Origin of the sequence: Rhizobium sp. NZLR11 (assembly GCF_019685115.1) — a bacterium.
Taxonomy (GTDB): Bacteria; Pseudomonadota; Alphaproteobacteria; order Rhizobiales; family Rhizobiaceae; genus Rhizobium.
On record NZ_JABDWD010000013.1, the window covers coordinates 110,330 to 133,149 of the forward strand.

The window sequence follows — 22,820 nt, forward strand, 5'->3', positions numbered from 1 at the left end:
AACGTAAGGAGAACGAGCGATGAAACATATCACCCAGCTGCTCGCCGCAGCGGCCGTCTCGATGGCAATCGCGCTTCCCGCGCAGGCCGAGACGACGCTGACGGTCCATTACCCGATGCCGGGTTTCTTCAAGGACGTGATGGACACGATCTCGAAGAAGTTCATGGCTGAGAACCCCGATATCAAGATCCAGTTCGCCAGCCCCTCGGCAACCTATGAAGAAGGCATCCAGACGATCCTTCGCCAGGTCGGCACCAGCGAAATGCCCGACATTACCTTCATCGGCCTGAACCGCCTGCGCATGCTCGACGAACGCGACGTCGCCGTCGACCTCGGCCCGCTCGTCCGGAAGGACGGCAACATGGCCGAACAGGGCTTTTCCGACACGATCCTCAAGCTCGCCCAGGTCAAGGGCAAGCAAGTGGGCCTTGCTTTCGCGACCTCCAATCCGATCATGTATTACAACGCCGATCTCGTGAAGGCGGCTGGCGGCGATCCCGAAAATCCGCCGAAGACCTGGGATGAGGTCATCGCCCTTGGCGGCAAGATCAAGGCGCTCGGCAATGGCGTCGACGGCATCGATTTCCGCTGGCAGGGTGACGACTGGATGTTTTCGGCGCTGCTCTTCGGCGCCGGCGGCAGGATGCTGAGCGACGACGAAGGCAAGGTTGCCTTCAACGGTGCCGAAGGTCAGAAGGCCGTCGAGGTCCTGCATCGCCTGGTCACCGAAGGCGGCATGCCCGTTTTCACCAAACCCGCCGGCGAGCAGGCTTTCGCAGCCGGCAAGGTCGGTTTCGAATTCCAGACGACCGGCGCTCTGCGCAACACGATCAAGAATGTCGGCAGCAAGTTCGATCTGCGCACGGCCAAGATTCCGCTGATCGACCCGGTGAACGGCCATCTGCCGACGGGCGGCAACGCCGTTGTCATCTTGACGCATGATGCTGCCAAGCAGGATGCCGCCTGGAAATTCGCCAAATTCGCCGCCGGCCCTTATGGCGCCTCCGTCGTCGTGCCCGGCACCGGTTACGTTCCGAACAACGAGCTTGCCGCCAAGTCGCCCGAATACCTCGGCGACTTCTACAAGCAGAACCCGCTGTTCCAGGCAGGCCTCAGCCAGATGCCGGTGATGATCCCCTGGTATGCCTTCCCCGGTTCGAACGGCGTCAAGGTCACGCAGACGATCGTCGACAACCTCTCGCGCATCGTCGACCAGTCGGCCGAGCCGAAGGCAGCGCTTGACGACGCAGCCGCCGATGTCGAAGGCATGCTGCCGCGCAGCTGATTGGTTCCTTAGAAGCAATAAAGCAGGCCGCCACGCCGAGCGCTTGGCGGCCTTCGTGTTTCGCACGCTTCAGATGGCGCGCACCGTGCCGCCGCAGCGAAGGGTATAGGCGATATCGAGATGGCGGGCAGGGGCGGCATTCTCCGCCATGTCGAGAAGCAGCGAGGCGGCCGTTGCTCCCATGCTGGCATCCGGCATTTCAATCGTCGTCAGCGGCGGATCGATCAGCCGGCCGATGGCGATGCCGTCGAAGCCGGCGACCGAAACATCCCCGGGCACCGAGAGCCCCTCACGCTTCAGCGCGCCGATGACGCCGAGCGCCAGAAGGTCGTTGGAGGCGATGATCGCCGTCGGAGAAGGCGAGGCCATCGCGACACCGAGATCGAGCTGGTCATAGCCGCCGACGAAGGGGATCTGCATGGCATCGCGCGGTGTCAGCCCATTCTCGGCCATGGCGTCGAGATAACCCTGGTAGCGAAGGCGCGCGCGGTCGGAGGCGGCGAAATTGCCGGAGAGAAACAGAATGCGGCGATGGCCCATGCCGATCAGGAAGGTCGCGATCTCGCGGCCCGCGCCGCGATTGTCGGCGGTGACGGCCGCCGGAAACTGCGCCGTCGGCAGGTTGTTGAGCAGCACGGTCGGCGGCAGCCTGGCAAGCAGCGCCTCGCTGGTCGACGGATCGCAGACGGTGAGGATCAGCCCGGTCGGCCGGTCGTTCAGCAGTGCTGCGACGGCATCGGCCTCGCGCGCCGGGTCGTAATTCGACTGGGCGATCAACACGCCATGGCCGGCAACCAGCATGCGGTTCTGGATGCTCGACAGCGACGAGGCAAAGACCGGATTGGTGATGCTCGGAATCAGCACGCCGACCACCGGCCTGCGCCCAATCCGCCCGACGGACAGGCCGGCCGGGCGGTAGCCGAGTTCCGCCGCGGCGCGGCGCACCTTGCGCACCATCAGGTCGCTGGCCGGTCCGTTGCGGTTGAGTACCCGGCTTGCCGTCGCCAGCGAGCATCCCGCCCTGAACGCGACCTGCTCCAATGTCGCCATCGAAAACGCCTCCTGGTGACAGATAAGGCGCAATCCCTTAGGAGACTTCGATGACATTGGTCTGACACAGGCGGCTAATTCGAGTTTTCACTTCTTATCCAATCACACACATGGAAGTTGAAGCGAAATGCAACCTGTGGAATAGTCAGATCAACGCTTCCCATCTCTTAATGCTTATCTCCTGGACAAGAATGTCTCACAAAATGGAATGCGCCGCCGCCTGGCGGTTTCTCGCGACCGTCTCCCTTGTCGCAAACTTCGCCTCGCCGGCCTATGCGGACACCCTGTCCGCGTCCTGGCCACAGACGCAAAGCGATCTCCAGGCCGATTCCGACGTCCATTTCGGCACGCTCGCCAACGGTATGCGGTTTGCGATCATGCGCAATGCCACACCGCCCGGACAGGCCGCAATCCGCTTTCGCATTGGCGCCGGCTCGCTTGAGGAAAACGACAACCAGCAGGGCCTTGCGCATGTTCTGGAGCACATGGCTTTCAAGGGTTCGACGCATGTCGCCGAAGGGGAGATCATCCGTATCCTGCAGCGCAAGGGCTTGGCCTTTGGACCGGACACCAACGCCCATACCTCTTATGATGAGACTGTCTATGCGCTCGATCTTCCCGAGGTCGATGCCGACACGGTTTCGACGGGCCTGATGCTGATGCGAGAGACGGCAAGCGAGCTGACCCTCGATGCCGGCGCCTTTGATCGCGAGCGCGGCGTCATCCTGTCGGAGGAACGGCTGCGCGATACGCCGCAGTATCGCGCCGGGCTCGGAATCATGAATTCGTTGCTCGCTGGCCAGCGCGCGACCATGCGCGCGCCGATCGGCAAAGCTGACATTATCAGCAATGCGCCGGTGGACCTCGTTCGCGATTATTACCGGGCCAACTACCGGCCGGATCGGGCAACGCTGATGGTGGTGGGCGATATCGACCCCGCCGCCATGGAAATCGAAATCCGGCAGCGCTTCGGCGACTGGAAGGGCGTGGGTCCGACGCCTGCTAAACCGGATCTCGGCACACTGGAGACGAAAGGCGAAAGCACCGGCGTCCTCGTCGTTCCCGGCGGCATGACTAGCGTACAGATCGCCTGGACGCGTCCTTACGACGCCACGGCGGACACCTTCGCCAAGCGCCGCACCGAGCTTGTCGAAGATCTCGGCCTGATGGTGCTCAAACGTCGGGTGAGCACCATCGCCAGCAAGGCGGATGCCCCTTTCATCAGCGCGGGCGTCGGCTCCCAGGATCTCCTCGATTCCGCGCATGTCGTGCTGATCTCGGCAAATTCCGAGCCGGACAAATGGCAGGCAGCCCTCACGGCCATTGACCAGGAACAGCGTCGCATCGAAGAGTTCGGCGTTGCGCAGGCTGAGATCGATCGCGAAATCCTCGAATATCGCTCGGCCCTCCAGGCTGCCGTGGCCGGAGCCGAGACGCGCACGACCACCGACATTGCTTCCACACTGGCCAGCAGCGTCGATGATAATCAGGTCTTCACGTCGCCTGCCCAGGATCTCTCACTGTTCGAAACGATGACGAACGGCGTCACGGCGGCCGAGGTCAATCAGGCCCTGCAACTTGCTTTCACAGGCAACGGTCCGCAGGTCGTGCTGCAGGCAGCCCAATCACCGCAGGCCGGCGCCGATGCGGTACGCCAAGCCTATGACGCTTCAAAGGCTATTGCCGTCTCGGCGCCAGCCAGTGTCGCTGACGTCGCCTGGCCCTACACCCATTTCGGCGAACCCGGGGCTGTGGTCGAACGCCGCGCCGTCGATGATCTCGGCTTGACCATGGTGCGCTTTTCCAATGGCGTACGGCTTACCGTCAAGCCGACCAAGCTGCGCGCCAACGAAGTGCTGGTGCGCGAAGATATCGGCCGCGGCCGACTGGATCTACCGCACGACCGTCCCGCCCCGATCTGGGCATCCCCGGCCGTCGCGCTGTCCGGCGTGAGGGCCATGGATTACCAGGATGTACAGAAAGCGCTGACGGCCAACATCGTCGGCATCGACTTCTCGGTCGGCGACAGCTCCTTCCAGTTCGACGGTCGTACACGGACTGAAGATCTTGTGACGCAATTGCAGCTGATGACGGCATATACCTCTGATCCCGCGTACCGCCCCGAGGCGTTCAAGCGTGTGCAGCAGGCCTATTTGAGCGGCCTCGATCAGTATCAGGCGACCCCCGGCGGCGTCGTCAGCCGTGATTTCGCAGGTCTCGTGCATTCCGGCGATCCGCGCTGGACCTTCCCCGATCGCGCTGAGTTGTCCGCCGCCAAGCCAGGCGATTTCGAGGCGGTGTTCCGGCCTATGGTTTCCAGCGGCCCGATCGATATCACCATCGTCGGCGACGTTACGGTGGACGACGCAATCCGGCTGACAGCTGAAACCTTCGGTGCTTTGCCGCCGCGCCCGGAGGCGGGGCCGAGCAATGCTCGGGGCGACGTGCGGTTTCCGGCGGCAAACGAGAAACCCGTTTTGCTGACCCATAGCGGCAGGGCAGACAACGCCGCCGCCGCCGTAGGGGCTCCGATCGGCGATTTGCTCTCCGATCTGCCGCGGTCCTTCACCGCCAATATTGCCACCCAGATTTTCCAAAACAGGCTGATCGACCGGTTTCGTATTACAGAAGGCGCAAGCTACGCCGTGGAGGGCGACGCTAATCTGTCAAGGGAAGTCCCCGGCTATGGCTACGCATTTTTCTATGTCGAGACGGCCCCGGCAAAGATTGCGCGCTTCTATGCTCTTGTCGACGAGATCGCCAACGACCTGCGGGCGCATGATGTCTCTCCGGACGAGTTCGCGCGTGCACGGGAACCCATTATCGAGACACTGAAGCATCAGCGGCAGAGCAACGAATATTGGATCGAATATCTGCGCGGCGCTCAGACGGATGCGCGTCGTTTAGATCGGATACGCGACAATCTCAGCGGCTACGACAAGGTCACCGCCGGCGATATCCGCGAATTTGCCAAGACCTATTTCAGCCCGGAAAAATTCTGGAAATTCGAAGTGCTGCCGGCTGCGGTCCGATAGGCGCTTCGAAGCCCCGCCGGCGCATCTCGTCTCGGATGGGACCGGAGCCCGGCGCGAGACATCGTCCCGCGCAGCCGTGCGGAAAAGAGGTGCGTCGTGCACTCGCTCATGAGCGGCGTTTGACCACGCGCATATTCATCTCCGCGCGAAGCGTAAAGCCGAGCGCGAGATAGAGGGAAATGGCGGATGTGTTTGCCGCATAGGCATGCAGATAGGCGGTATCGCCGTTGGATGCGATTTCGCCGGCAACGAAGCGGAAGAGCAGGGTGCCGAGACCGCGCCCCTGGAAATCGGGATGGGTGCAGAGCCCGCTGAGCTCGATGAAACCGGTCTGCCGCATCCGCTGCCCAGCCATCGCCACCAGCCGTCCGTCGCTTCTGATGCCCCAGAAGCTCCCCAGGCACTGGGCGCGCAGAGTGAATGGCCCGGGTTTGGTCAGTGTCGCCAAAGCCAGCATGTCGGCGGCGTCGGCCTCCGTCAGCATCTCGATGCGGGAATCCGAAATTTTCGCATGCGGCTGCTCGGCAATCATCTGGACCAACGGTGCCTCCGTGGCGATGGCAAGGCCCGCTGGAATGGCGATCGGCCCGGCTTCGACGAGGATCATGCTCTCCTCCTGCGAAGGCAGATTCTCGAGGGCGTCGAGGCTTTCGGGCCTATCGTCAGCGGAGGCGGCGAAGGAGACGATCGATGGTGGGTATCGCCGCGCGTTTTCGTTCCCCTCCGCAAGGCCGGCATGCGCCGTCTTAAGCGCGGTCCAGATCGGCCGGTCGAGGATATGGGTCATGCTTCTTCCTCCTTGCCCGGCTTGCGGCGCGCAAGCGGCACCGCCGCAAGCCCGTCCTCGATGGCTGCGAGCTGTTGGAGAATAGGCCCTTCGAGATCGCCGCAAAGATCCGCAACGGCGGCCGCGATGCGCGGCCAGATCACCTTTTTCGAATGATCGACGAGGTCCTGTCCCTTGCTGGTCAGCGAGACCAGTTTGCGGCGCTGATCGTCCGCGGCCGGCTGCATATCGACAAAGCCGAGTTCGAGAAGCTGGCCGATGGTGCGCGTTGCACCGGGCTGGGTAATTCCTACTGCCTGGGCAAGCTCGCCGATCGTCAGCGGTCCGGCCCTGTCGATTGCCGCAAGAAAGGGATACTGACCCGCCTGGATGCCGAGACCGGCCTCGTCGATGACCTGCTGCGTATCGGCCTGCAGCCTCTCTCCAATACGCCGCAACCGGCTGCCCATGCACATAAAGCCGAGCGTTCGGACCACATCCTCGACCATGCCGCCTCTCCATTTGCAGTACAGGTTATATAACAGGTTATATAATTGATCAAATCGGAAATTTGGGGGCATGTGAGGCTAACTGCGAGAGCAGCAGAAGGAAAACGCCCTGGCGTGACCCGCCGCATATCGACTTCAGGCGCCACGGTCGCCGCACGGCTTGAGGATCGCCGGCCTATATCGCGATGGGCCGCGCCGCCCGCCAGACCAGGGGAACCAGCACCAGGGCGGCGGCCGGAAGCACGATCCAGTTGATCGTCTCCCAGCCGGAACTGTGGAGAAGCGATCCGGCCGAGAAGGACGCGCAGGCGACTGTACCAAAGACAAGGAAGTCGTTTGCACCCTGCACCTTGCTGCGTTCCGCCGGCGTATGGCAGTCGGCCACCATGGCGGTTGCGCCGATGAAGCCGAAGTTCCAGCCGATCCCGAGCAGAACCAGCGAGAGCCAGAAGTGGGCGATGTCGAAGCCGGAGAGCGCGACGGCCGCCGAGCAGCCGATGAGGAGGAGACCGACGGCTGCGATCCGTTCCTTGCCGAAGCGCACTATCAGGCGGCCGGTAACGAAACTCGGGGCATACATGGCGAGAATGTGCCATTGGATCCCCAGTGCCGCCTGGTCGATCGAGTGACCATGCCCGACCATCGCGATCGGTGACGCGGTCATCACGAAGGTCATCAAGCCATACGAAACGACACCGGTTGCGATGGCGAGGAGATAGCGCGGCGAGGTCAAAATCTGGACAAGCGGCCGTTCCGGGGCGCTTTCCGGTGCATGAGCCGCCCGCGGCGTCGATGTGCGAAGAAAGAGCAGCACCGGAAACGCCAAGGCGGCAAGGGCGGCCTGGCTGAGGAAGCTCCCGGCAAAGGGTGTTCCCGGAAGGGCGTCGCGCGTCCAGATGACGAGCTGCGGCCCGATGATCGCGGAGACCAGGCCGCCGACCATGACCCGGGCGATCGCTTTATGGCTCTGCGACCCGGTGGCGTTGTCGGTCGCGGCGAACCGGTAGCTCTGAACATAGGAGGAGTAGAAACCTGCAAGACAGGTGCCGAGACAGAAGACCAGGAAGCTGGAGAGCACGATCCCCAGTGCAGCGATCAGACCGGAGATCATGCCGATCGCCGAGCCCAGCAGATAGCCGGGCTTGCGTCCGAAGCGACGCATCACCCAGGCGGCGGGGAGCGTCCCGAGTGCCAGCCCAAGGCTGAGAAGACTGACGGGAAGGGTAACGAGATCGGGATCCGCTGACAAATGCTGTCCGACCAGACCGCCGAGCGAGACGATGATCGGGGCATTGGCGCCACCGAAGGCCTGCGCAATGGTAAGGACCCAGGAGTTGCGCTTCGCGACTGCCGGGTCGGCCGAGGCTTGATGTATGATGTTCATCTGGAATCCATCTTCGACAGAATGTCGGCGACTGCTCGACCCGCAGCGGTAACTGCGCCGGCAAGGTAACCAGGTTCGGAGGGGCTTGTCTCGCTCTCTGCCAGGATGAGGTGGTCCTTCCACAGGCCAGACACCCATTGCGGCTTCCGGGAAGCGGATGCCCGCCGCCGGCGCACAGCGGCGGTGATCCAGGCCGCAGTCGCGGCGAGGAGCGTCGCCCTCGTGCGCAAGGCGCTCGTGGCGCAGGAACTCGACAGCGGCAGGCTGGTCCATCTGTTGCCGGATATCCGCTGGCCGGTGAAGTGGGCGTATTACATCGTCGCCTCGCCAAAGGCGTTGCGTCGATACCAGGTTGCAGCGTTTCACGACTGGCTAGCCTCACGCCCGATGTAACGCCGAGGAGTAATCCCCGAACGCAAGACTGATCGCTTCAAACAGCCATATTCGAGGCTGCCGACATCACTTCCCGAGGGGCGGGACCGCCGAACATATGGCGGCCACCCTCTTCGACTTCCGTGAAACACCAGCGCACGACGCCATCCCGATCGAGCAGGAATTCGCCGACAAGCTGGCCATAGCCGGTAGCGATCATCTGCGTGTCATCCTCAGTGAATTCGTAACCATCCGCCTTGTCGAGATAGTCCACCGCCGCCATCACGTCCATGGGCTCCGGGAGCTCGCCCGGCATGTCGATACGCATCGAGGTCACCGTGCTCATGCTGAGCTTGTGCGGCCAGTCATTCTCGGCTTCGGTGAACTGGACATTTGGCAGGCCGAACGCCCTGTGCGACATCCGCTCAGGGTCGGAGGCCGCCAGCAGGTTGGGAAGCGGGTGGTAGCGGAAATAGAGGCGGGCACGGTCGATCGGCGTATTCACCACAGTCAGGCTGTCGATACCTTTTTCCTGCAATGCACCGGTGAGTTCGGCCATGGCGGCGATCTGCCGGCGGCAGAAGGGGCAATGCAGTCCGCGGAACAGCCCGACAAGCACCGGCTTTTGACCGCGAAAATCGTCGATGGCGATCTTGCCCTGGCGGGTGATCGCATCCAGCACCACGTTCGGCGCGCGATCTCCAGGCTGCAATGGTCTTTCCGAGTGGTTCTCCTGCATGTTTAATTCCTCCCTTTATCTGTCTGAATCAGTTCGACTAACCGATCTCCAGTCGTGGTACGAAGAGGAGGATCAGTCGAGGAACGGCAAGACGACAAGTGTGCCTGGATCGAGGTTGTGGCGAATGCACACATCCTGTGCCAGCGTGAAATACCGCTCCGCCTCGTCCATGTCGTCATGCTCGAGGCTCAGTGTCGCCAAGCCATCATAGCACGGAAAGAGCAGTTGCGGCTCGTCAATTTCCTTCGCAACCTCAAGGGCTTCCTCGTAATACTTACGAGCTAGCTTCGGCTCCCCGTGGCACTGATGAATCTGCCCGAGGACGATCAGCGGCACGGAGAGATGATCGCGCTGATCGAGAGCCCGGTCGATTTCGACGGCCTTCTCCGCCGACGGAACACCCTCGGCGGCGCAGCGATCGGTAAAGGTACAGCAGGAAACGGCGAGATTGGCGAGAAGCCGCGCCTGGAAGCCGAGATCGCCGATACGGGTGGCGACCTCCAGTCCGCGCCGGCAGATCCTGATGGCGTTGGCCGGGTCGACGATAGTGTAGAGAACGCCGAGATTGGAATAGGCGCGGCACGCTGCACTTTGCAAATCGGCCTTTTCGGCGACCGCAAGGCTGCGCTCCACTTCCTGCACGGCATCGCGGCGGCGTCCAAGGCGCGCCAGAGCCACACCCTTGGTGTTCAGCGCCTCCGCCATCGCGCGCGCCGCCTCCCGCCCGGCCTCGGTCGTTCCGTCGACCGGCAGCGTCTGCAGGCATTGCAGCGCCTGCGTCGCCCACTCGGCGGCGGCAGCTTGATCGCCCATGCGGAAGGCGAGATGGCCGCGCTCCTGCAGCAGATGCGCGTGCTCGACCGGCGCATCGATCGTCGCGATCATCGCTTCGGCCGCGGCGCAATGGGTCTCCGCCTGGTCGCGGCGCCCCGCATCAAGATGTAGACGGCCAATCTTTCGCAATATCCTCGCTGCAGCTATCCGGTCGTCTTTGGCGCGGTGGATCGCCAGCGCGCTATGATAATGGTTCAAGGCATCGTCGCGCCGGCCCGCAGGACCACAAAGATCGGCAAGACGCTCCAGCAGCGCCAATTGCTCCGGCGTCACCTCCGGCTCGTTGGCAAAGGCCGCAAGCGCCTGACGGTAAAGGCGCATCGCATCGTCATTGGCATAGGTTTTGCGCGCCAGATCGCCCGCCGCCATCAGATACCCGGCTCCCTTGGCCTTTTCGGTCGTCAGGCTGAAGTGATGGCCGAGCTGCGCCAGATGCTCCGGCCGATCGGGCGCCGCGCCATATTGGTGTTCCAGAACCCGGCCGATCCGAAGATGAAGCTCCATGCGCCGTTGCAACAGGAGATTATGGTAGATGACGTCGTGCATCAGCGTCTGGCTGAAACGATAGCCCGGCAACCCGCCGGCATCGGGACCGCGCAATTCTTCGATGATATTGGCATCGCAGAGAAAATCCAACGCGGCATCGATCGCGCCGGGGTCGGTCGCCACGGTGCGGAGGAGGGCGGTATCGAACTTCGGGCCGACCACCGCCGCCTCCTGCGCCAACCGTCTTATCTCTTGCGGCAGACGATCGACGCGAGCAAGCAACAGCGCTTGCAGATTGACGGGTATATCGACATCCGTATCGTCGGCCGCGAAATGCCAGCGCTGACCGTCATTGTGCAACGTGCCCATGTCGATCAGCACCCTAAGGATTTCTTCGATGAAAAGCGGATTGCCGCCGGCGCGGTCAAGGATCCGCTTTCGCATCGTCACCGGCAACTTGCCATGACCCTCGCCGAAAAAGGCAGCAAGCAGCTTCTGCCCCTCGGCTGCAAAGAGCGGTTCAAGACGCTGCACGGTGACGTTGACGCGATTGGAGTTCAGCGGATCGGTCTGCGATGTCGGCCGGTAGATCGCAAGCAGCATCAGCCGGCTGCGCTCCAGCCGATCCATCATGAAGCGGAGCACTTCCAGCGAGGCAACGTCCGCCCAGTGCAGATCCTCGATGACAAGCAGCAAGGGACCTTGCGCCAACCGCCGCTCGAAGACGGTGCGCACCGCATAGAAGATCTGTCGTCGCAACTGTTCCGGCTCGATGTGCCGTAACGCCCCGTCGGGATCGCCGAGACCGAGGACATGCAGAAAGAGCGGCAAAAGTCCCTCGACGTCCTCCTGCGTGAGATCGAGCGCGCGGAAACCTGTCGTCAGCAGTTGCCGTGTCCTGTCGAGATCATCCCGCTCGCCGATGCCATAAGCGCTGCGCACAACCGCGGCGAGGGTGCCATAGGATTGCTCGCCGAGGGGAGAGCAGGTGGCTCTGCGTATGGCAAGGCCCTGGAATCGGGCCGCATTGGCGGCGGTCCCGACGAACTCGTCGACCAGCCGCGATTTGCCGATACCGGCCTCGCCGATCAAGCGGACGAGCTGCGCCGCACCGCCGCAGGCAAGATCGAGGCATGTCAGCAACCGCGACAACTCCGTATCCCGTCCGATCATCGGCGCCTGAAGGCCGAAACTTTCGAGCCCGCGCGCCGTATGCGGCGCTTCCAGCAGCCCGGTCAGCCGATGGACGAGGACGTTTCCGCTTTTGCCGCGCAGGGTCTGTGCGCCCAGACTGTCGAAGGCAAAGGCATGGCGGGTGAGCCGATAGGTCAATGGCCCGACCAGGATATCGTTTTCGCCGGCCATCGATTGCAGGCGCTGGGCGGTGTTCACCGTGTCGCCGGTTACGGAATAGGATTTTGTGCTGACTGCGCCGAAGCCGCCGGTGACAACAGGTCCGCTATTGATGCCGATATGCAGACGCAGCGGCACGCCGGCGCGTGAGCGCCAGCGCGCGCCGACTGCAGTCGCCCGACCGATCATATCGAGTGCGGCCCCGAGCGCCCGAACCGGATCGTCCTCATGTGCGACCGGCGCGCCGAACAGCGCCAGCAGCGCATCGCCGACGAACTTGTCGACGAAGCCGCCATAGGCCTCGACCGCCTGGGTCATCTCTTCGAACAATTCGTTCTGCAGCAGCCGCATGATTTCAGGATCGATCTGCTCGCTCAGCGTCGTGAAACCGCAGAGATCGGCAAAGAGCACGGTCACCGGCCGCCGGTCGGCGTCGCCATCGGATTTGGACGGCACCACCTCGATGCTTGGCTTCGGCGCAGGCTGGGCTTTGCCTGAGATCGACGCGCCACATTTGGGGCAAAAGGCAAAATCGGGCTGACAGGGATTGCCGCAAGCGGCGCAGGAAAGAGGCTGCCTTGCGCCGCATCGCGGACAGAAGGCAAAACCGCTTTGAACATCGAAACCGCAGCCGGCGCACTCCATCGCAGGCATCTCACGAAAACCGATATGTGACGGCTAGGTCAGCCGCAACCAACGGGGCCAAAACAGAGAAACAGCATGAACCTGCTGCCCCGTGCCCGCAAGCATTAAACAGCCGGCGGAACGACCCGTACCCTGGCGACAATTACTCATTTTGCCCGCCGCTTATTTTCACTGAAGCACAAATCAACGACTTGTTCGACCGCTCCACTCGGGCATTAGATGACACCTACACGTGGGAGAGGGCGACCGGCCTCTATTGAGTGAAGGAACTGACGATATGCGAAATTTCGAATTGCCTGGACGATCGATGGCTGTCGGCCGCAACGGGATGGCGGCAACATCACACCCAATGGCGACCTTGACCGCCATCGACATACTCAAGGTGGGCGGCAAGGCGATCGACGCTGCAGTGGGAGCTTGCGCCGTGCAATGCGTCGTCGAGGCTGGTTCTACCGGCATAGGCGGCGATTGCTTTGCGTTGCTGTCATCAAACGGAAATGATGATGTCGTTGCCTACAATGGCTCGGGACGCGCGCCGGCTGCGGCGCATTTCGATTGGTTTCGGGAAAACGGGATCGCTTCCATCGAGCGATGGTCGCCGCATGCAGTGACGGTTCCTGGTGCGGTGGAGGCGTGGACGCGTCTCGTTGCCGATCATGGAAGAATGTCGCTGTCAGAAATCCTTGCGCCCGCAATTGCACTGGCTCGCGACGGTTATGCGATCACACCGCGGGTTGCCGCCGACCTCTCGAATCAAACTGATTTGCTGCTGCGCGATCCTTCGACATGCCGCATTTTCCTGGTCGACGATCAGGCCCCGCAGGTCGGATCGGTTCAACGTCAGCCGGAACTGGCACAAACACTGGAAACGATTGCGATTTCGGGGCGGGACGGCTTCTATCGCGGCCCCGTAGCGGACGACATGGTGACACGGCTGAATTCACTTGGCGGCCTGCATACACGTGAGGATTTTGCGTCTGCCGCTGGCGAATATGTCAAGCCTGTCAGTGCCACATATCGAGGGTGGACGGTGCATGAATGTCCGCCGAACGGGCAGGGCATCGTCGCGCTGATGATCCTGAAGATCTTGGAGCGCTTTGAACGCAGAGGCGATCCAATGGGCGTCGACAATCTGCACATCGAAGTCGAGGCCACTCGGCTGGCTTATGCCGCCCGCGATCGCTGGGTCGCCGACGCCGCAGGCGCGGATGTTCCGGTCGATTTCCTGTTGTCCGAGGAACTTGCCGACAATCTTGCCGCCAAGATCGACATGCATAGGATCGCCGACGCCGGCGCGGCCATCGACGGCGTCGAGCATTCGGACACCGTTTACATTTCGGTCGTCGACAAGGACCGAAATGTTGTCAGCTTCATCAACTCTATCTTCCATCCCTACGGAAGCGGCTTGATGGCTCAGAACTCCGGCGTCCTGTTCCACAATCGTGGACAGAGCTTCAATTTGAAGCAGGGCCATCCGAACGCGATAGCGCCGCGCAAGAGGCCCATGCACACGATCATCCCAGGCCTGGTCACACGCCATGGTAAAACTGTTTTATCGTTCGGCGTCATGGGGGGACACTATCAGGCGATGGGCCACGCCCACTTCCTCTCCAAGCTTTTTGATTTCAATTTGGACATCCAGAGCGCAATCGATTTACCCCGGCTCTTTCCGCTGCCTGGCACGGCGATCATCGAGGCCGAAGCACTTCTCCGTGCCTCGATCGGTCCTGATCTCGAAGCGCGCGGTTTCAAGGTTACCGCTCCGAATTGGGCGATCGGCGGTGCCCAGGCAATCTGGATCGACGATCAACACAACACGCTGTTGGGCGCCTCCGATCATCGGAAAGATGGTTGTGCGCTCGGCTACTGACCGTAATGGAGAGCGCCGCATCGCGAAAATCCTCGCTATGGAGGCGATTGCATCGCCGCGATCGCTTCTGCGAAATCAGACCGGCTGCACCGCATCGATCATAACCCTGCAGCGTGTTGACATTGACCAGTGCGTCGAGAGGCGAGACTGTCGCATCTCTAACTGGCCCAACTGTCGCATTACTAAATAGCCTCTACATGTGAATATCGCATAAGATGGATTATGGAACAACAATATGCCGTTTGATTACAATGGTATACCATTGTCATCCATCTCGGCGTCCAACTCTTTCAAACCAATCCTCGCGAATTTGCCTTTTGAAGCACATCTTCGGTTTCATCTCCGGACCTTCCCTCGTAAAGCGGCTAAGCATTGCCCACAGACTGCTTCGAGACCCATGTCTCTGACGATGCGCGCTTGGCGACAACGGGGTCAGCGATTGCTTCGAAGCATTCGATGGAAAGCCGCCCGTGGCTCGACGCGGTTACTCCTGAGGTGTTGGGATGACTTTTGATGGCCGTTGTAGTTCCGCGGCGGCGGCGGAGGCTATTGCATCTCCCGTCCCGCTGGAAACATGAACCGTCGGAGTTGCAAACTGGATGCCTTTTTCCGCGAATGTCTTCCTGAGCATGGCGAGGGCCTTCCGGCGAACGCCGAATTGTTCGCCGGGTTTCGCCATGAACTTCAGCCGAATTTGTACACCGTAATCGGCCATCTGCTCGATCCCCTGCATTTTCAAGGGCTCGATGATGTTGGGCCCGAGTTCGGCATCCTCCAGAAGCTCGACGCCGATGCGCTTGATGGTCTTGCGGACCTCCTCAAGGTCGCTGTCATAGTTCAGGGTAAGAGTAATGATATCGATCACCCAGTCGCGGCTCAGATTTTGCACCGCGCCGAGTTCGCCGAAGGGAACGATGGTGACTGGACCGCGATGATGTCGCAGGCGGATGGATCGTAGCGAGAAACCTTCGACCGTCCCTTTGTATTTTGCTGCCTGAATGTACTCACCGATGCGAAAGGCATCGTCGAACAGATAAAAGACGCCGGAGATGATGTCCTTGACGAGTGTTTGTGCACCGAAACCGACGGCTATGCCGACGACGCCAGCGCCCGCCAGCAGCGGTCCGATCTGAATGCCGACCGCATCCAGGATCATCAGGAAACCGACAGCCCCGATCGCCAGAAACAGCACGTTGCGAAGGATCGGAAGCAGGGTATTCAACCGCTGACGCCGGCGCACGTCGGGTCCGTCCTGATGCCCAGCCTCCGCACTTCGCGACGCCACCGCCATCTGACTGTCGATCAGCGTGCTTGCGAGCTTCCAGATGACATCGGTCACCAGCAGCACGATAACGATGCGGATCCCTGCGCGGATCAAACGTGTGGTCACCGTCTCGGCTGCGGCAAGGTCACTGAGATTGACATCCCACGAACGGGCAATGAGCAGCGCGGCGACCACGATGAGGCCGTTACGCAGCGTTTGCATGATGACCACCGACCATCCGACGATGGCCGGATCTTCGACGGCGTGCTCGCCGCCGGATCGTATAATGCGACCAATGATATCACGAGCCACGGAAACAGTAAGCGGCAGAAGCGTCATGACGATCACTGTCCAGAATGCTCCGCGGAGCCCGGACACCCATAACAGCCACGACAGCATGATGCTCGCGCTGAAGCCGACACAGACCAGGCGGTTCACCGGCGGCCCATCAGAACGAAAATGCCGCAGCCAAATCATGGCGACCAGCGTGATTGAAACGACACCGAGCCACGCCGCGGTAAAAAGGTCGACCAGGATGGGTGAAGCCCCGATGGTCTGGAATACTTCGATGATCGCCCAGCCAGCCGCCAGCACGGCGACGATTGCGAGGAGCCAGTAGTACCAGAACCACGCAAGCGAGGTGGCAAGCGTCAGAAGCCGCATGTGCGGCAGCCGTGCGCCGGGCGCGATGACAATGCGGCCCACAAGCACGCCGAGGCGCACCATCAGCGCCGCTGATAGCAGAATGAGCGCAATATCGCGAAAGACGGCAGGCCAAGGAAAGAGGATAAACGCGCCGAGGCTTCCGATCAGATAACCGACCAACGCGAGAAGGCCCATTGAAAGCCGGCTCGCATGGAGCTTGATCCGCTGTCGCACGGTGTCGGCAGGCGCGGTCAGCACAAAATGAAGCAGCCCTCGCCCGGACCACCAGGCAACGCGCTGCGCAGCGAATCCGCCTGCTATGAAGAGGGTAACCGCCAGGATCAGTCCGACGGCATCGATACGATCATCCGTTTGGAAGACCCGGATCGCCGTTTGGATCTGTCCCGGAAGGGTCGGGACTGCATCGACGAGTATGAGCAACCTTTGGCGCAAATCCTGTAATGCAGTGGCAATCGACGGCGGTGCCGCCTCCTGCGGTGCCGCTGCCGGTTGCGCCGGTTCCTGAGTGCCGGGGACGATCCGATTGACCAGCGCGCGTCCGGCATCATCATTCGGAAATTCGATGATAACCCGGATCGGTCCCGAGGAACCGGTCGGTTCGGCCGCTGTGGCGGCCGTTACGCTCGCGAGCAGAAGCGTCGAAAATACCACCGTCAGGACTATGGACACTCTGCCGAAAAAATGACGGTTGTCGTTGATGCGCATGTAGCCGTGGTCCCCGCGACGTTGGCGTCGCTTCTGCTTGGTTGGTAGAAACTTCGGACGTTGTGAAGCGTTGCACAATCAACGTCAATCGACGAACCCGTCTGACGGACGAAAGCCTAACGTTTGCCCCCGCGCGCAAATGGCCGCCGTTACCCGGAGATCCCTTCGACGGTGGCCTAAGCCCATGTTTTCAGGCTTGCAGAGGGGTGATGCGAGGATCAGCCACTGGCCGTCCGTGAACTCGTCGCATGATCACCGGCGATCAACGTTCCCTCGCCCCATCGGCGGCTCATGACCGCACCGTCTTGAACCCTGCCCTGATCTCCTGACTGAAGAGTTCCGGTTCTTCCCAGGCAGCGAAGTGGCCGCCCTTGGCGACGCGGTTGTAGTAGACCAGCTTCGGATAGGCTTTCGACAACCAGTGCTTGGGCGGCTTGTAGACCTCTCCGGGGAATACGGTGACGGCGACCGGTATTTTGACCTCCGTGAGCTTCGCGCCCGCCATCGCATTTTCCCAATAGATGCGGCCACTCGAGGGGCCCGTGTTCGTCAGCCAGTACAGCGTGATGTTGTCGAGGATGGCATCTTTGCCGAGCGCCTGTTCGGGGTCGCCTGGGGTGAACACCCAATCGGCGATCTTGTCGTAAAGCCAGGCGGCGAGGCCAACGGGAGAATCCGCAATGCCGTAACCGACCGTCTCCGGACGTGTGCTCATGATTGCGGCGTAGCCGAAGCCATTGTTGAGGAAGTCCCGCGCCTCGTCGAAGACCACTTTCTCGTCCGCAGACAGGGTACCGGGAGCCGGTCCTCCATTTTTGAGAGCTTGGGCTGCGTCCGATGGGAACGTCGTGGCGCGCTCGACCCTGTTGACGTGGATCGCGAGCAGCCCGTCGGGCGCCTGGCGACCCAGGGCGTCGCTGATGATCGCGCCCCAGTCGCCGCCTTGCGCGACGTAGCGGTCATAGTCGAGCCGCTTCATCAGCACGTCCCAGGCAGCCGCTATTCGCTGCGGGTTCCAACCCGTCGCCGGAGGTTTCCCGGAGAAGCCGAATCCCGGAATCGAAGGGATCACCAGGTGGAAGGCGTCCTCCGCCGAGCCGCCGTGCGCCGTCGGATCCGTGAGTGGTCCGATGACATCAAGCAGTTCGAACACCGAACCCGGCCAGCCATGGGTCATGATCAGCGGCAGCGCGTTTTCATGGCGGGAACGGGCATGGATGAAATGGACGTCCAGTCCTTCGATATTGGTGAGAAATTGCGGAAAGGCATTCAGCCTGCTCTCTGCCTTGCGCCAGTCGTAGGACGACTGCCAGTAGGCCACCAGCTCCTTCAGCCTCGCGGGCTGGACGCCCTGCGAACGATCCGTGACGGTTTCGCCGTCGGGCCATCGGGTCTCGGCAAGTCGCCGCCTGAGATCGGCGAGCGCTGCCTCGGAAACCTCGGCCTTGAACGGTCGGATCTCCGCCGCTGCGGCGGTGACATCGGCAGCCTCTGATGCGAGCGGAAGGAGAACCGCGGATATGCCGGCGGCGGCACTTCCCCACAGCAGCGAGCGTCGCGACATAGGCCTGTGGTTCAAAGAGGTCAGCAGCGCCATGACGTGTGTCCTTTCCTGACATCGAGGGTCAACGGACAGGTTCGACAAGGGCTGTTCCCTTGATGGGTTCAATTCGGTCAGTCATATCAGTTCTTCCTCATGCTGTCGCCCGACGCTCTGCCTCCCGCCTCGATACGCTAACGAGCTTTCTCAAATCGGCGGCTGGTAGCTATTTGGGTCGGTCGAAGCAGACCCAGCACCTTGAGAAATTAAGAGGCAGCCTCTCGATCGAAAAAGCATTGCGCAGCGGCGTCGCAGCGACATCGAGAGGGTTCCTCTCATTTTCCCCGGCTACCGCGCGGCGACGGCGTGGCCACTTATTTGCGCAGACAGAACCATTGACCCGTCGTTCAGGAAAGGACCTCCTATGTCTGAGAACAAAACCGCAAATAGCGCCGCATCGGTCGCCGCAGCTTCATCCATCCCCCTCGGAGAAGTCTTAGCGTCCGCGGAAACCCGGCACGGCGCCGTCGACTTCATCGAGATCGACGAGATGCTCACGCTGAGGAGAATGATTGTTCGCGCCCCGGCGCCAAAAGGCACCGCGCTTTTCCTGCATGGGTTTCCGGAAACGCTGACGGTCTGGAAGCATATCGCGAGCACGCTTGCTCGCGACTATGACGTTCATGCCTTTGATTGGCCGGGCTACGGCCAGTCGTCGCGCCCGATCCTGCAACGGTTTTCCTACGCGCCGCAGGCCTACGCGGCGGTGTTGAAGGCCTATATCGAGAGGGCCGGCATCGACCGGTCGAACCTCGTGATCTATGCGACCGATATCGCCGCCCTCCCCGTTCTGCTGCTTGCTCTCGATGAGCCGGCGATCGCCAGGCGGATCATCGTCGGAGACTTCGCGCCGTTCGACCGGCCGCAATACATGTGGGAGAGCCTGCAGAACCTCAAGGCCGAGCCGACGGCCTCGCCGACCCGAGCGTATATGAACAAGACAAGCGACGAGATCCTTCAGAACGTGCACAGGCGCGGCCTGTCGCCCGCTGAGCAATTCGATTTGCCGACCGACGTCCAGCGGGACATGGTCCGTTCGTGGAGCCTCGATGGGATGACGTCAGCGGACGCCTTTGCCCACTACTACGCGAGTTTCACGCGCGACCAGAACGTCCTCGAGGCCAACCTCGAGCGACTGAAGACGCCGGTCAAGCAGATCTGGGGCGAAAAGGACGTCTACATAAGAAAGGAAATGGGCATCGAGTTGGCCGCCAAGATCGGTGCGAAAATCGATATCCTGCCGGGTATCGGCCACTTTCCACATCTTCAATATCCTGAACATACAGTTGAAGAAATTCGCGCATCATTCAGATAAAGCTGGATTATCTTCTTTCTTCGATCGCGCGCCTAATCTTGGCGAAGCCCAGTCGACAAAAGCGCGTACCTTCAGCGCCAGAATCCTCTGGCGCGCGTAAACGATATGAATCGGCTGTGGTGCTCCATCGAAATCCCGCAGGATGGGCACGAGCGCGCCAGACGCCAGCTGGTCCGGAACCTGGTAGTCGAAGAGCCGCGCGATCCCCGCTCCGCCGACGGCTGCTGCGACGCAGTTCGCCGCTGTATTCACTTCCAGCCGGTTGCGGGGCGCCGCCTCCATCGGCCTGCCGTCGACGTCGAATGTCCAGAAGAATGTCCGCTTGTTGAAGAATATCCCCTCGCGATCGATGAGATCGCCCGGACCCTGAGGTTCGCCATGTCGCGCGAGATAGGCAGGGCTCGCGCAGGTCAGCAAACGGAATTCGCCGATTTTGACCGCATGGAGGAAGCTGTCGGCGAGGTCGCCGAGGCGAATGGCGATATCCACCTGCTCGGACACGAGATCGACCGTGCGATCGAGCGATAGAAGGTTCAGCGACACCTCCGGGTATCTGTCCAGGAAACCGAGCGCAACGGGCAGCACGTACCGGTTCCCATATTCGATCGGCATCGTGATCGTGAGCACGCCTCTGGGCGTCTGGTATTCGCCGGACGCCCTTCGCTCCGCCTCCTCGAGATCCGCTATGATCTTTCGGGCGGCGTCGACATAGTCGCGGCCGGCATCGGTGAGCTGAAGATTGCGGCTGGTGCGGACAATGAGGTTTGCGCCAAGATGGCGTTCAAGGTCGGTTACCTTGCGGCTGACGCTGGGCAAAGGCGCGTTCAGCCTCCTGCTGCCGGCCGAGATGCTTCCGGCGTCGACAACGGCCAGCAATATGCGCATCGCTTCGAAACGATCCATTGGCCACCGCCCGCAAGATAGCGCTTCTGCTCATCATCGGCCAGCAGACTATGACGTTGCCCTGAACCGCAGGCAATCCTAATCCAGCAGTTTGCGTATGGCCATGATCCCCTTTGCAGCATCCGACCAGGATTGCCGCCAGATCAAAACGCCGACGCTGAGGACGGTCGCGACAAGGAAGGGTATTGGCCCAATGAACCAGAATGCGGCAGCGACGGTGAAGTAGTAGGATCGGACGCCGACGCTGAACGATCGAAGAGCCGGGTTCAAGACCAGGGTCAGGGCGTTCGTCCAGCTGACGATGTCCCTGTCTTCATCGCGCGACGGGCTCGCCCCGATCGCCGCAAGGCAATAGTTGATCTGCCGGACTGCCCATATGAAATCGGACAGGCCGCGCAACAGCGTCGCCATGATCAAGAGCACCTTGCATTGGAAGAACCAGGCGGGATCCTGCGCCGCAAACATCGCGATCAGCCCGCCGCCCGATCCGTAATTCGGCTCCATGAACAACGCACCGCTGAGCCCGACGATGACGATGAGGTTGGCCGATCCGAAGAAGGATGCCGAATTGATCGTGTGCCCGAGGATCGCCGCGTCGCCGATGAAGTTGTTGTCTCGAGTCAGCACCTCGCGCATCCAGGCCGCGCGAATGCGCACCATGTCGACGGAAAGACTGTCGTTCCGCCGCGGCCATCCCATTGCCATCAAAGGCTCGAGTGCCATCCAGACGAGAAGGAAGAATACGATCGCCGCGACGTTCAAAAAATCCATGGTGTCCCCCGAACTGAATGGCGTTTTTCCAGACACTACTTCGAGGGAACGGCGGCTCCAAGCGTCTATCGTCGTCCCCGGGTTCCTTCGGTGCGCACAAGCGCCAAGGCGCTACCAGCGGCGCGTCGCGAGCTTCTATGGCAGTCTCGGGCCTCGTGCACGAGGAAGATCAAAAAAGTCGATATTGCGTCCGGTCGAAAGGCGACTAAGATTGAGTGGCACCAGCCGCGTGACGTGGTCAACCGGCAGCGCTGGCGGTCAGACTGGGGATACGGAATGGACCTTGCCGAAGAGCCTGGCATCTTCACGTGGGACTTGGCGACCGACACGGTTTATGCGGATTCGGCGCTGGCAAACCTCTTTGGGCTTGATCCGGAGCAGACCATCTCGGGGCTGCCGATCATAAAATACCTCGACAGGATTCACCCGGACGACAAGCCATCCGTGGCCAAGGCGATTTCAGACTCTGTGATGACAGGAGATCCCTACCGCCATGACTATCGGGTATTTGATGGAAGCGGGCAAATGGTGGCCGTGGCCGCTTTCGGCCGCTGCTTCCGGGATCAAGCCGGAAACCCATCGCAGTATGCGGGCATCGTATTTCGGACGACTGATCACGTCCAGCAAGACGAATTGTATGCTCACTGCAGGGAAGCGCTGAAAATCGCGCAGTCATCCGGCCTGCAGACGACGGCCGATGCGCTTGAAGCGATTCTGAAAGAGCTTGCCAAGCCGATGCCTTCGGACGTTGTACCGCTTCATTGACTTCCTTCCAAGCCATGGTGTCGATGGGTCTGCTCTTGCCGCGCTGACCGCTCGTCCCTCAGCCGGTCACCGCCGCCTCGCCTCCCAGGCATGGCCGGCAGAGCCCGCAAGCAGCACGTCGAACGGCAGGCGCCGAACCAGCCTGGCGGCAACGAAGGTCGCGCCGATCGCCGCGGCTAGCTTTGCCCAAGGGTAGTCGCCGAGCTGAACATGGGCGTTTGCATCGACCGACGTGGCCTTGGCTTTGAGTGCCGCTTCGGCATCCTCGCGCAGCGCGGATATTCGGACCCGCAGCAGCCTTAGCTCCTGCCGCAGGGCGTTCAGGTCCTGATCGGCTTTTTCACGCGCGGTCTCGGCGGCGGCATCCGCAAACGGCGGCTCACCTTCGGCGATCAGTTCATCGGGGTCGAGCGGAAGGTGGCCGTCCCGGTTGATGGATGATTGCATGGACATGTCCTCCAATGACAGGCGAGAGAAAATAGGGCCCGGCATCGCCACCGGGC

General features: G+C 61.5%; 17 protein-coding genes. 6 read left to right on the forward strand and 11 right to left on the reverse strand.

Annotated features, from left to right (window positions below; translation table 11 throughout):
* Positions 1-19 precede the first annotated feature (19 nt).
* The gene (locus HJB83_RS21880) at positions 20-1,285 is read left to right on the forward strand and encodes an ABC transporter substrate-binding protein (protein WP_221115985.1); all 1,266 of its coding nucleotides are present in this window, start codon (positions 20-22) and stop codon (positions 1,283-1,285) included.
* A 69-nt stretch (positions 1,286-1,354) separates the two neighbouring features.
* Here the strand turns inward: HJB83_RS21880 and HJB83_RS21885 are convergent, their stop codons facing one another.
* Complete coding sequence (locus tag HJB83_RS21885; RefSeq protein WP_221132621.1) at positions 1,355-2,335, reverse strand: substrate-binding domain-containing protein; 981 nt, start codon at positions 2,333-2,335, stop codon at positions 1,355-1,357.
* 191 nt (positions 2,336-2,526) lie between these two features.
* Between HJB83_RS21885 and HJB83_RS21890 the strand changes: the two genes are divergently transcribed.
* The gene (locus tag HJB83_RS21890) at positions 2,527-5,370 is read left to right on the forward strand and encodes a pitrilysin family protein (protein WP_221132622.1); all 2,844 of its coding nucleotides are present in this window, start codon (positions 2,527-2,529) and stop codon (positions 5,368-5,370) included.
* 106 nt (positions 5,371-5,476) lie between these two features.
* Here HJB83_RS21890 and HJB83_RS21895 read toward each other — a convergent pair whose 3' ends face one another.
* The 3 genes from HJB83_RS21895 to HJB83_RS21905 form a co-directional block, all read right to left on the reverse strand.
* Positions 5,477-6,157, reverse strand: a complete 681-nt coding sequence (locus tag HJB83_RS21895) for a GNAT family N-acetyltransferase (RefSeq protein ID WP_221132623.1) — start codon at positions 6,155-6,157, stop codon at positions 5,477-5,479.
* Positions 6,154-6,645 (reverse strand): MarR family winged helix-turn-helix transcriptional regulator, encoded by a 492-nt coding sequence (locus HJB83_RS21900; RefSeq protein ID WP_207580490.1) that lies wholly within the window; start codon positions 6,643-6,645, stop codon positions 6,154-6,156. Before HJB83_RS21900 ends, HJB83_RS21895 begins: the two co-directional genes overlap by 4 nt.
* A gap of 175 nt (positions 6,646-6,820) precedes the next feature.
* Entirely contained in the window at positions 6,821-8,029 is a 1,209-nt protein-coding gene (locus tag HJB83_RS21905; RefSeq protein WP_221115989.1) for an MFS transporter, read from the reverse strand.
* A gap of 183 nt (positions 8,030-8,212) precedes the next feature.
* Between HJB83_RS21905 and HJB83_RS21910 the strand changes: the two genes are divergently transcribed.
* Positions 8,213-8,422: a hypothetical protein gene (locus HJB83_RS21910; protein ID WP_259671076.1), complete on the forward strand. Its 210-nt coding sequence runs from the start codon at positions 8,213-8,215 to the stop codon at positions 8,420-8,422.
* A 37-nt stretch (positions 8,423-8,459) separates the two neighbouring features.
* Here HJB83_RS21910 and HJB83_RS21915 read toward each other — a convergent pair whose 3' ends face one another.
* Together HJB83_RS21915 and HJB83_RS21920 are read right to left on the reverse strand one after the other, a co-directional pair.
* Positions 8,460-9,140 carry a peroxiredoxin-like family protein gene (locus HJB83_RS21915; protein ID WP_207580492.1) on the reverse strand — a complete coding sequence of 227 codons (681 nt, stop codon included), beginning with the start codon at positions 9,138-9,140 and terminating at the stop codon, positions 8,460-8,462.
* 72 nt (positions 9,141-9,212) lie between these two features.
* Positions 9,213-12,458: an adenylate/guanylate cyclase domain-containing protein gene (locus tag HJB83_RS21920; RefSeq protein WP_207584313.1), complete on the reverse strand. Its 3,246-nt coding sequence runs from the start codon at positions 12,456-12,458 to the stop codon at positions 9,213-9,215.
* Positions 12,459-12,735: 277 nt separating this feature from the next.
* On the opposite strand from HJB83_RS21920, the gene ggt reads away from it, so the two are divergent.
* Positions 12,736-14,328: a gamma-glutamyltransferase gene (ggt, locus tag HJB83_RS21925; RefSeq protein WP_221132624.1), complete on the forward strand. Its 1,593-nt coding sequence runs from the start codon at positions 12,736-12,738 to the stop codon at positions 14,326-14,328.
* Positions 14,329-14,812: 484 nt separating this feature from the next.
* On the opposite strand, the gene HJB83_RS21930 is transcribed toward ggt, so the two are convergent.
* Together HJB83_RS21930 and HJB83_RS21935 are read right to left on the reverse strand one after the other, a co-directional pair.
* Complete coding sequence (locus tag HJB83_RS21930) at positions 14,813-16,963, reverse strand: mechanosensitive ion channel family protein (protein WP_221132625.1); 2,151 nt, start codon at positions 16,961-16,963, stop codon at positions 14,813-14,815.
* A 289-nt stretch (positions 16,964-17,252) separates the two neighbouring features.
* Positions 17,253-18,560, reverse strand: a complete 1,308-nt coding sequence (locus HJB83_RS21935; protein WP_207580502.1) for an epoxide hydrolase family protein — start codon at positions 18,558-18,560, stop codon at positions 17,253-17,255.
* 367 nt (positions 18,561-18,927) lie between these two features.
* Between HJB83_RS21935 and HJB83_RS21940 the strand changes: the two genes are divergently transcribed.
* On the forward strand, positions 18,928-19,878 hold the full coding sequence (locus HJB83_RS21940) for an alpha/beta fold hydrolase (protein ID WP_221132626.1): 951 nt from the start codon (positions 18,928-18,930) through the stop codon (positions 19,876-19,878).
* On the opposite strand, the gene HJB83_RS21945 is transcribed toward HJB83_RS21940, so the two are convergent.
* The gene (locus tag HJB83_RS21945) at positions 19,867-20,781 is read right to left on the reverse strand and encodes a LysR family transcriptional regulator (RefSeq protein WP_221132627.1); all 915 of its coding nucleotides are present in this window, start codon (positions 20,779-20,781) and stop codon (positions 19,867-19,869) included. The two genes, HJB83_RS21940 and HJB83_RS21945, sit on opposite strands and share 12 nt — an antisense overlap.
* 78 nt (positions 20,782-20,859) lie before the next feature.
* The gene (locus HJB83_RS21950) at positions 20,860-21,552 is read right to left on the reverse strand and encodes a DUF599 domain-containing protein (protein WP_207580505.1); all 693 of its coding nucleotides are present in this window, start codon (positions 21,550-21,552) and stop codon (positions 20,860-20,862) included.
* Positions 21,553-21,828: 276 nt separating this feature from the next.
* Between HJB83_RS21950 and HJB83_RS21955 the strand changes: the two genes are divergently transcribed.
* Complete coding sequence (locus HJB83_RS21955; protein ID WP_207580506.1) at positions 21,829-22,317, forward strand: PAS domain-containing protein; 489 nt, start codon at positions 21,829-21,831, stop codon at positions 22,315-22,317.
* Positions 22,318-22,383: 66 nt separating this feature from the next.
* Here HJB83_RS21955 and HJB83_RS21960 read toward each other — a convergent pair whose 3' ends face one another.
* The gene (locus tag HJB83_RS21960; RefSeq protein WP_207580507.1) at positions 22,384-22,764 is read right to left on the reverse strand and encodes a hypothetical protein; all 381 of its coding nucleotides are present in this window, start codon (positions 22,762-22,764) and stop codon (positions 22,384-22,386) included.
* Positions 22,765-22,820: the final 56 nt, after the last annotated feature.